The organism is Paenibacillus sp. FSL R7-0331 (assembly GCF_000758645.1).
Lineage (GTDB): Bacteria > Bacillota > Bacilli > Paenibacillales > Paenibacillaceae > Paenibacillus_AQ > Paenibacillus_AQ camerounensis.
Map to the genome: position 1 here is coordinate 4,098,707 of NZ_CP009284.1, position 10,689 is coordinate 4,109,395.

Here is a 10,689-nt window from a genome sequence, read left to right on the forward strand (position 1 = left end):
CTATGGCTTGTTCAGAATAAATAGGCCTGGAAACGTTCTCTAATGGTCTCTTCATAAGGCACCCACTCATAGTCGCACCACAAAGACATTCCTGCAATCTCTGACAGCCTCTCTACCGCTTGTTCCGGGCTCGTCATGCTGATGAATTCACCGGCCGCCTCATCGTTCATGCCCAGCACTTGCTGCAGGTAACTGTCATGGATACGCTCTTCCCGGAGCTGCTCATACTCCTCCCGGGTCCATGACTCACAAAAGATTCGTTCGGCCTGAATATCCCCTTGCTCAAAAAACGACAGCTCGAAGATTTCCTCATTCATATATCCCACCGTCATTACTGGCGCTTCAATCAGCCGTGACAACGTTCTGCCAACCTCCTTCACTGTACCCCAGACCATATATTCGTGCAGTACGCTGATCCAGCCCCCGGTGCTTTGGCTTACGTACATGACAGGCTTGCTCTCTGGAGTCTTACCCTTAGAGTAACCTAATACTTCACCATATCCGGTGCTTAGCTCTCTTAAAGCTTCAATTGTTTTCTCCAGGTCGTCCGATTTAATATGCAGATTTGCGAATGATCTCCCCATAAAATCCCTCCTCCGGCTAGTTTCTCAATAATATTTATCATATTATTATAGTAACTATATTTCATGCTTTTACCAAATGGATGGAGATAGTCAGGATTCTAAAGCGCATCTAAAAAACACTTCAAGGTAAATACTCCTTGAAGTGTTTTGTCATTTACTCTTTGATTCTGAATTCCGAATATTCAGCTCGCATAAACCTGTTTACAGATTGTTGGCCATAAAGAGCCATCTCCCCCTCCTATGGTGAACATGGTGTACATACAAGCTTCTGCGAGTTTTTGGTTATACGACTTGCCATTACTTATTTATGTTAACCCTTATTGAAAAATCACCTTTGTAATACTTTGCTTATTAAGGATGGAAGAGAAAGAAAACTCTGCAAGATGCTTTTCGCAATCTGTTCACATCATGCGAGTCTTTCTTCTGCTTCTTCTGTGTCCAGATATATCATTACTCTGTATCAAAAAATTTGCTCCTACTTATGATACGGTTCACCGCGATGGCTGTAACGGCAAGTTTTAAGGCCATCCTTTGCCGGATGACCTTGTTTCTGATCTCGCTTTATACAACTATCATTCTCCAATAGGTTAGTGTATATTTTATCCGATTTTCCTCAGATACGCTTCTTCGAGATATTCTTTTAATCCATCACATTGTCCTTTTATCAGTGTCATCCATAAGGTCTTTCCTTTTTCAGCAAGTTCTTCATCACTGTATTGTCCTTTGATAAAAGACCCCCAGTTACCATCCTCTGTGAGTTTGTCCCAGCCAATATAATCGGAATATCTCTTGTTTTCTTCCGGTATTTCAGATCCCATTGCTTCTAACTTTACAAGCTCAGGACATAACCACATTGCCGTACAAACACCAGTTAACCCGCCATGCAATTCATTTCGTCTATCTAGTCCTGCTGCTTTCACTGCATTTTCCCACGAACCGTTATACCCGGGGTATATAACAATGATATCTGGATATTTATAATTCATTTGTTTAATAAACGCGTTATACCAATATGCTCCACCATGCCCTGAACATAGGAGGTATTTCTTAAAACCTTGTCTTCTTAAACCCAATATTATATCTTCAAGCATAGCAGTCAAAATATTAGGACTAACAGTAACGGTTCCTTTGAACTCTGCATGTTCTTCCGAGGTATTGAAGGGTAAGGCAGGCAATACGTATGCATTCAGTGCTTTACCGTACTCATTGGCGTAGAGCTCAGCAATCAAAGTGTCAATATGCATTGGTAAATAAGGCCCAAATTGCTCTGTGGCCCCAACAGATATGACCACAGTGTCTATACTGCTAACTGATAATTCCGTGGTAGTATTCGTATAATTTAACATTTTTATCTCCTTCTATGTTGATCTGTGCTAACCGTTATTTAAGGTACGGTTCAGCGCACTGCTTGAAGCGGCAAGTAAAAAGCACCGTTTCACGGTGCTTTTTACTTACTTTATAAATTCTTTTGCGTATTCGACAAGGTTATCCGCTCGTTTTTCTAGGAATCTGTCATAATCGATATCAAAAGCATCCGGCGGACAAAATCCTGTTTCCAAGATTGCTGGTAAATTAATTGTATCAATTAACATTTTGTACACTGAAGGAGGCTTGTCCTTTATCTTTTGATTATCAGAATTATTTAAGAAGCACATATTTGCAAGTAAATTGATATCCTTCTTGTTGCTTAATTTCAAAGTATTCTCTAAATAATTCACAGGGAAAATATGATGGAATTCATTTTTGCTAACATTTTTTAAAACTTTACTCAAATCAACTTTTGCACCCGAAATGAATGATCTTGGGCCTCTATGAGCTAGCATAGTAATAAAGGTTTTAGTATTAACGGTGTTTACATTGAATTGATTGCTCAAGAAAAAGGACGCATTTACGCTACAATCAAAACTCGCAATGTCGTAATCCTGATTTTTTCGTAATTCATCCATGGCACGTAAATCTGCTTTATGTGCATCGGTAACTCCACTAGAATATCGACGTGAAAAACAAGACCTCCAAAACCATCTTACTAACTGTCTTCGTTGTTTTTCAGTATATAAAACTCCATTGTCTTTCTCTGTTGCAAAAAACCTTGTAAGTGCAACAATCATTGCTGGATATGGCATTGATTTGAGCGAGTAAATATTTAGTTCCTTCTGAAGAAAATCAATACTTGATTTAATACCATTCTTTATTTTAGTAAAGTTATTTCTAACCTCTTCCCCTTTTAAATTTATAATAGCAGCAGGGGCTGTGTCTCCGGAAATAACACCACTACAACATTTTAATTGTAAATCCTTATCGAAAGACAGATCCCCAAATCCAAAGGGTTCTATTTCTTCGGCAAGTTGTGAGAACTCATCTTGTAAGTCAAAATCTGTACTCCAACTCCAAGCTGATAATAACTGGAATGTATCCAACTGTGTACCAAATCTATTAATACGTTCGAAAACAATCGCAACATGATGCTTATCTTCTGTTTCCATTACTTGGATTGGAATATGTGTCTCTTTAAATCGCTCTTGAAGTTTATCAATAACTATTATTGTTTCAGCATCCAGACCTTCTGCCGCTTTCCGATACTTTACCGAATCAAATAAACAATTCATTGGGAAATAACGAGTGGGATCAAATTCTTGTGGCTTTAATGGTACAAATTTACTTTCTTGAATTACATCTCTACTTGTAAAATCAAAATAGATGTCCAACCATTCTTCATTCTGATTTGGGGTTAAATCTGTTTGAAAAACACTAAACAGTGATGTAAGTCTTTGCTGGCCATCAAGCACATAGTCTATAGGATAATCTTTTCGTGGGTCGGGAAGGGTATAATTGCCCAAATCCCTTTCAACCTTCAATCTCTCCCGTGTCCTCCACAATAATATAGTACCGATAGGAAACCCTTTATATATACTGTCAAGCAAATACGAAACTTGCTCAGATGACCATACATATCCCCTTTGAAATGCAGGAATTCTAATTTCACCTGATGTAATTTTTTCTATAACTTTTCTTATCGCAAGTGGCTCTGCCAAATTCCCATCTCCTAGTGTAAATGATTTTCACAAATATTTTATCACAGTATTCCTTAAATTAACAAATTAGTTTATTAAGAACTATCTCTGCTTATCTACTATAACGTATGCAACTTATTGCTTAAAACTATTTCATTCTGTGAAATCTATCCGTATCAATTCGATATTGTGCGTCATTTTTCATTACTAAATCAAGTAAATATATTTAAGTATCTCGAGGGAACATCTTATTTACGTAACATTTCAAATAGAGGTACCCCCTCTAGCTTATGTTAGCCATGACATAGATACAGGCTCCTGTGAGCTTTTCTCCAAAAAACTTGCCCCTACTTATGATACGGTTCACCGCAGTAAACCTTCAACGTATCCACCCAGCAAACACTCATCAAAAGCCTTTCATTTTTTGAGTTCTATTCGCCCACAAGCTCCTCTACCTTTGCTTCAAAAACCTCCCACTTCGTGTCGTACCCTACACCGTAATTCCACCCGCTGAAGCGCAGCTTCTCCCCTAAATCAATGTAATCAGCCCGCTGCTTATCCGTTAAGCTAACCGAGTAGGTAGGGTCATTTACGCTGAACTCCTTCAAGTAATCATGTAATGTCCAGAGAACAGCTTCTTTATCATCGTCTTGCTCCATTCCCATATGCAGGATAACTGAATCAATGGCATCATCTAACTTCTGAGGAACGAGAGGTTCGCTTACCCAGTTATTATCCATTTGATATTGGATAGTCATTTCCAGTTGGGCTAAATCCCGGTAAATGTATGCATTTAACAGCTCATATCTTAGTTCTTGTCTCTGATTGTCAAGCTTATGATGAATAAATATTGCCGCATGGCCGATTAGCGATAATGCTAAGAGTACTTTGATCCAATCTGTTTTCTTCATGCTTTACTTCCTCCAGACTCACGATACCCGCTCAACCGCCTGCGGTAACGTTCTTTCATATTCCTTATGTAACACATAACGTTGGACGCCTCCCGTTGCCTCCACTGCTTCCCTGGCGTGTTTGACTGCAGCTTCGATGTCTCCCGATTTGCGTTCCACTTCTGCGAGCAGTGCCGATCTCATCCACCGCTTTTTAATAGACTCCAGATGCTCCCGCGCCTCAGCATATTTGCCATCCTCCACCAGCAGCGCCGTTTCGTAGTATGCCCGGTAATCGGGATAACGGATATCCTGCACCGCTTCCTGAACAGCAGCCATATCTCTACGGTATAAACCGTAAGCCGCCTTAAAAGGTGCCTGGGCCGCTGGCCGTTTATATTTGTTCATAATCTGCTCCATAACGATTTCTACCTCGTCCTCAAGTTTGTTTGCAACAACATACTGGATGTACAAACCCGGATTGCTTTTTTGGCTGCGCAAAAAAGACTCCACACGATCCACTCGCTTGTCCAAAACCGCCGGATAATAGAATTGGATTGTAAAAGCAATAAGGACCGCTACGATAGTAACCCCTACAATCAGGATCGGTGAAGAGTCATTGAGTACCAGATATAAGACAACCACGAACAGCATGGAATAGATCAAAATGTTCCACTTAAGACGCATCATTATAAATCCCCTTTAACATTATACTTAACAACACATTTGGAAAAATTATACGTTGCTTCCTCCTGGCTAGTCAATGTGCTCACGAATTATATCCTATCAAGCAGCCCTGTTAAATCGTCAGCCTCAGCAACTTATCCGCTTTAACAACGTCCATATTAATATGGAAAACTCTAACTATTTCGGTATGGAGGTTTATATATGCGTTATTTGAAAGTTATTGTGCTGGCGTCTGTTATGCTCGCAGGATGTCAGAAGACCCCTTCAGCAGAACAAGCGGACATTTCTCCGCCGCCTAATTCGGCAACGACCCAGTCAGCTGCAGCTCCGGCGGCCACATCTTCAGCTACGGCATCCTTAAGCCCGGAGGAGCCTTTTCTCTATATCGAGCAGATGACAAGCCTGGAAGGATACGGACAAGTGGTGCAGGTAAAGTCCAATGCCGATATTGACCAAGCATCACTGGAGTCCGCACTGGAAAAAAGCCTGCAGACCAGCAATCCGCAGACAGCGTTCAGTTATACGCTGGAATGGGAGTCACCGAGGTTTGTGCAGATTCGTCTGCAGATGGAGGAGGATAACGCCTGGTCCGGGACCTTCAATCTGGATGAAGCCGCCACCTCAGATGGACGAAGCTATGCGAGCATAGAGCAGCCGTACCGCAATACTGTCGTTGTCAGATCCCTATCTGATCAGGGCAGTATACATTTCAAAGGCATCGTATCCGGCACTCAGCGGATGATTCCGGTCTGGAATACGGGCTGGATCAAAGCTGTCGATAACCAGGAATACTCGGTACCTTCCTTTTTGTTCTATGGACGTGAAGAGCATCATCTGGTTCAGGCTATGACAGGCCGGGAGCTTACAATCCCTTCTTTTCCCCCGGAGGAAGGAGCTTACGGCAACGACTATGGTTATCATGAAATGTATTCCGACCGTTTCTATCCCGGCTTCACTTATATGGTATCGGGCAACAAAACGCTGTACCGGGTAGACCTGAAGGATTTCACCCGCAAGAAGCTACATGTATTTGACAAACCGGTCTATGGAATGTCCTCATCACCAGACGGCACACGTATTGCTGTGTTATACGCACATGATGACTACATTGGCCCCGGAGCAGATTTGCTGGTATTGGATCAAAAGGGAACTACGCTGTTGTCCCGGGAGAACGCAGCCTTCCTCTCACACAGTGACGGCTTCCTGTTCGTATATCCGCTGGCCTGGGAGGACAATACGATCCTGATACTCCCTGCAGACAACGGGGAGGACAATCCGCTAGGCAAAATCCGTTTTGACACCGGCAGCGGAACTTCTAACGTCCTCATGGATGAGCAGATTACGAAGCAGGTTAAAGAGGACATATGGGAGCATGAGCGGCAGCAGGATTACTATCTTCTGTCTACGCTCAAGTGGTCGCCGGACGGCAGGTTCGCAGCTTACACGGCAGGTACAGGTACAATCCGGCTATATGACAAAAAGGAACGGACCATAACATTCGTGGCAGCAGGCGTTCTGCTTGGCTGGATGCCGGACGGGACGCTGGCCTGGGCAGATGTTGGGGGCCATGCTTATACTTTTTGAGCAAATGTGCAATTTAATTATAATCATTTAGTACATTGAATATTTTCCCAGAATAGGATAACTTAAAGAAAGCTTAGTGATAAGCAAGTTCCGTACACGAAAGGGGATGTGATTTTAGTGGCAACTACTTATATGGTGGTTTCGTCTTAGAATCGAATAGCAGGCATACACGAACAACACGGGAGAATGCCCGTATTCTTTGTGATGCCATCCAAAGTAACCTTTCGTGAAAATTGCTGTTTACAGGATACGATGAGGATCGTCTCTTTAGGTGCGTTCTTATGCCGTGTATCAGCAGCTTCTTTAGAGGCTGCTGGTCCGCGGCATTTTTGCGTCCAAAAAACAACATAAAAGGAGCTAACAACGCAACTATGACCGATTTAAAAGCCTATGGCTATATTGAAACAGAAGATATTCAAGAAGGATTAATACCCGGCAGAGTGACGGAGCTGCGGCGCGAGCGTTTTACTGTTATGACCGGATACGGTGAAGTTACAGCGGTGCTCAAAGGAGCCTTTTATCACAGTGCGGATACGCGTTCAGATTATCCGTGTGTCGGTGATTTCGTCCTGCTGCAGTACAACGGGAATGGAGATTCACTCATCGTTACGGTACTCCCCCGCCGGTCCAAGTTCTCACGCGCTGATTACTCCGGGCATGCCGCAGGCTACGCCAAGACCATCCGGGAGCAGGTTGTCGCGACCAACTTTGATTATGTATTTATTCTGACTTCGCTCAATCTGGATTTCAACGTTACCCGTATTATGCGGTATCTGACCCAGGTCAGGCAGAGCGGCGGCCAGCCGGTTATCATTTTGACCAAAGCTGATCTCGTTGATGATTATAATCCAATGCTCGCAGAAGTTATAAATAGCATCCCTGATGTGCCGGTTCACGCCATTTGCAGTCACACCAGCCTTGGGCTGAACGAACTCGCTCCTTACCTGCTGCCGGGCAAAACAGCCGTCTTCCTTGGCATGTCCGGTGTCGGCAAATCGTCTCTGCTAAATGCGCTGATGGAACAGGATGTAATGAAGGTCCAGGCAATCCGGGAAATTGACAGCAGAGGGCGGCATACTACAACACACCGTCAGCTGTTCATGCTCCCCTCCGGTACGATGGTTATTGATACGCCTGGCATGCGTGAGCTTGGGCTTTTTGAGGCCGGTGAAGGCATACATGCAAGCTTTGGCGATGTGGAGGAATGGTTTGGAAAATGCCGTTTTGCCGACTGCCGCCATCAGGCTGAGCCAGGCTGTGCCGTTCTCGCCGCGCTGGAAGACGGTTCGTTGCCGCGTGAACGCTGGGAGCATTATCTTACCCAGCAGCATGAGCACAAATATGTCCAGGACAGGACGGGTTACCTCTTCAGCAAACGGGCCCGTGACAAAATGACTGTCATGCAAGGCAAGCAAACTAAGAAAAATGGGGGATGGAAAAAATGAATATTACAAACGAAACACTGACCTATGCCTTAAGCCGACAGTTGAAGCAGGATATCATCACTGCCGACTACCAGACCCAATCTTTACAAGGCGGAACTGTGGGAAATGTGCAGTTGGTAACAGGAACCGCAGAAGCTGCCGGTGGAGCGAAACTGCCGTATCGTGTTGTGCTTAAAATCCAGAAGAAATGGGAGCGCTACAATGATCCGGGTTCATGGCGCCGGGAGTATGATCTTTATTCATCTGATTTGGGAGTGACTTTTTCGGATACCTTTCGCTGGCCGACTTGTTATTACGCGGAAATGAATGCCGAGCAGGATGAATTCCAGCTGTGGCTGGAATATATCGATGGCGTATCCGGTATAGACTTAACTGGTGATAGGTATGAGCAGGCCGCACTGGAGTTAGGGCGTTATCAGGGCAAGCTGTATGCGGAGCAGCCTGCTGTGCTGGAGAGTCTGACCAACCTGAGCCGGGCAGATCTTATGAAGAACACGTACCTGCATTACCGGTCTTGGCCGGTCGTCTACGACTATATCCGTTCGGAGAATTGTGAATTTCCGCAGCATGTTCGGCAAATGCTTATTGACCTTGACGAGCACGCAGAAGCGATATTCGCCCGTATTGAACAAATGCCTCTTGTGCTGTGCCACCGTGACTTCTGGATCACCAATATCATCAGTGACGGAGGAACAATTGCGCTCATCGACTGGGATACCTCCGGATGGGGCTATCTGGGCGAGGACATCGCCAGCCTGCTTGCCGACGAAGTGGATCTTGATCACATGATCGAATATTACCAGCGATGCATACCTGCGTATTATAGAGGATTTGCAGAGTATGCAGATGCTCCCCCTGTGGCAGATCATTGCGTCTGTGAGCTGATTCTGATTATGTTCGGGTACAGGCTTGTTGAAGGGTATCTCCATGCAAAGAACGATGACGGGAAGACGCTTAGTCTCCAGACACTCCAAAAAATCTATGAAATGAAGAACACCCCTGTCCTGAGCTGACTTTAAAAGCACTAAAAAAGAACTCCGGATACCCGCTTATGCAGCGGGTTTCGGAGTTTCTTTTTACTTAAATTGCTAAGAAAACAAACGTACGCTCACAGCTGCCCCTGAGGTGCTTTTTCCGGCTGATTAGATGAGTTGAGCAGCACCACACCGCCGATAATAGCCGCGATTCCGATGAAGGACACAAAGGTGAACGGATCGCCCCACACCAGCACACCAATTAAGGCTGTAATTGCCGTTCCGACGCCTGACCAGACTGCATAAGCGAAGCTGAGCGGGATAACCCGCAGACTCATGGATAAGCTGAAAAAGGATAACCCCATCCCCACAACTACCCCCATCCCCGGCAGCAGATTCGTGAACCCGTCCGATAACTTAAGCATCGTTGTCCCGAATATTTCAAAGCAGATGGCCATAGCCAGATATATGTAACTCTTCAATTTAATCCCATCCTCTTCATTCCCCGTAGAATCAATGTGTTCCGCCGGTTGCCAGCTTCAGTGTAATCACACCGCCGATGATCAGCAGCAGCCCCAGTATTTTTTTCCGGTTAAGCCGTTCTTTATAAAAGAATACTCCAACCATGGCCGTTAACGCCGTACCCGCCCCGGACCAGATCGCATAAGCCGTGCCGAGTGAGATCGACTGTAGGGCCAGCGACAAAAAGTAAAAGGCTGAGCCGAGTCCAATTACCACCCCAAGAGATGGAAACAGCCGTCTGAAGCCGTTGGATAATTTGAGCAGCGAGCTGCCGCAGACCTCTGACACAATGGCAAAGGCCAATAACACAAAGGGATTCACAATTCTTTTCCTCCTACACCGTCATTTTGAGCAGTTCCTGTATAACCTGTTCGCGCAGCTCTGCATCCAGCTTCCCTAAGCTGAACATTTCAGAGAACCACAGGCCGTCGGCAGCCAGCCGTACAATGGTTGAACGCACAGGGTCGATCCCGTCGTTTTCAATCTCTTTTTGCCATAGTGCATATTGCTCCTGCAGCTTCTCCAGCAGTTCCGGTTTGCTGAATAACGCCGCAGTCAGCGCCGTGCTGATCCCGTTCCCGTCCTTGATATCACAGGCCACAGATTCCGTGTATGCCCGGCTCCATTTCCCTTCATTAACAGCGGAGACCGCTGCCCGCTCCTGGACATCGGTTACGAATCCGTCCGTCAGCTCCTCCACCAGCCCCTGAATCAAAGCATTCTTATTCGGAAAATGGTGCAGCAGCCCCCCCTTACTGACGCCGGCCTCCCTGGCAACCGCCTCAAGGGTAAGCTTCTCTACCCCCTGGCTTCTGATCACGAAGGATGCAGCTGTCAAAATAACCCAGCGCCTCGAATTAACGTTCATATCGTTCACCTCTATATTTACTATACCGTCTGGACGGTTTTTTTGTCAAAACAAAAATGCATGACCTTTGATACAAAATCAGGCTATGTTACCATTATGTTTTATTGCAATTTTAATGACGCTA

Annotated in this window: 11 protein-coding genes; 3 read left to right on the plus strand and 8 right to left on the minus strand. The window is 44.9% G+C overall.

Features of this window, described 5'->3' with window-relative positions:
- Positions 1–11 precede the first annotated feature (11 nt).
- From R70331_RS17345 to R70331_RS17365, 5 genes are all read right to left on the minus strand, one after another.
- Complete coding sequence (locus R70331_RS17345) at positions 12–584, minus strand: hypothetical protein (RefSeq protein ID WP_042177437.1); 573 nt, start codon at positions 582–584, stop codon at positions 12–14.
- 599 nt (positions 585–1,183) lie between these two features.
- On the minus strand, positions 1,184–1,930 hold the full coding sequence (locus R70331_RS17350) for a creatininase family protein (RefSeq protein ID WP_042177438.1): 747 nt from the start codon (positions 1,928–1,930) through the stop codon (positions 1,184–1,186).
- A 105-nt stretch (positions 1,931–2,035) separates the two neighbouring features.
- A complete protein-coding gene (locus tag R70331_RS17355) occupies positions 2,036–3,616 on the minus strand; it encodes a DUF262 domain-containing protein (protein WP_042177439.1) in 1,581 nt (526 codons plus the stop codon).
- A 410-nt stretch (positions 3,617–4,026) separates the two neighbouring features.
- Positions 4,027–4,506: a hypothetical protein gene (locus R70331_RS17360; protein WP_042177440.1), complete on the minus strand. Its 480-nt coding sequence runs from the start codon at positions 4,504–4,506 to the stop codon at positions 4,027–4,029.
- An 18-nt stretch (positions 4,507–4,524) separates the two neighbouring features.
- A complete protein-coding gene (locus tag R70331_RS17365; RefSeq protein ID WP_042177441.1) occupies positions 4,525–5,175 on the minus strand; it encodes a hypothetical protein in 651 nt (216 codons plus the stop codon).
- Between the two features lie 198 nt (positions 5,176–5,373).
- Here R70331_RS17365 and R70331_RS17370 point away from each other — a divergent pair, with 198 nt between their 5' ends.
- From R70331_RS17370 to R70331_RS17380, 3 genes are all read left to right on the plus strand, one after another.
- Positions 5,374–6,756, plus strand: a complete 1,383-nt coding sequence (locus R70331_RS17370) for a WD40 repeat domain-containing protein (RefSeq protein ID WP_042177442.1) — start codon at positions 5,374–5,376, stop codon at positions 6,754–6,756.
- Positions 6,757–7,127: 371 nt separating this feature from the next.
- Entirely contained in the window at positions 7,128–8,201 is a 1,074-nt protein-coding gene (rsgA, locus tag R70331_RS17375; RefSeq protein ID WP_042177443.1) for a ribosome small subunit-dependent GTPase A, read from the plus strand.
- Entirely contained in the window at positions 8,198–9,214 is a 1,017-nt protein-coding gene (locus R70331_RS17380; protein WP_042177444.1) for an aminoglycoside phosphotransferase family protein, read from the plus strand. Before rsgA ends, R70331_RS17380 begins: the two co-directional genes overlap by 4 nt.
- 95 nt (positions 9,215–9,309) lie before the next feature.
- Here R70331_RS17380 and R70331_RS17385 read toward each other — a convergent pair whose 3' ends face one another.
- The 3 genes from R70331_RS17385 to R70331_RS17395 are packed head-to-tail and all read right to left on the minus strand — an operon-like array spanning position 9,310 to position 10,565.
- Positions 9,310–9,657 (minus strand): DMT family transporter, encoded by a 348-nt coding sequence (locus R70331_RS17385; RefSeq protein ID WP_042177445.1) that lies wholly within the window; start codon positions 9,655–9,657, stop codon positions 9,310–9,312.
- Between the two features lie 31 nt (positions 9,658–9,688).
- Positions 9,689–10,018: a DMT family transporter gene (locus tag R70331_RS17390; protein ID WP_042177446.1), complete on the minus strand. Its 330-nt coding sequence runs from the start codon at positions 10,016–10,018 to the stop codon at positions 9,689–9,691.
- Positions 10,019–10,031: 13 nt separating this feature from the next.
- Positions 10,032–10,565 carry a TetR/AcrR family transcriptional regulator gene (locus tag R70331_RS17395; protein WP_042177447.1) on the minus strand — a complete coding sequence of 178 codons (534 nt, stop codon included), beginning with the start codon at positions 10,563–10,565 and terminating at the stop codon, positions 10,032–10,034.
- Positions 10,566–10,689 lie beyond the last annotated feature (124 nt).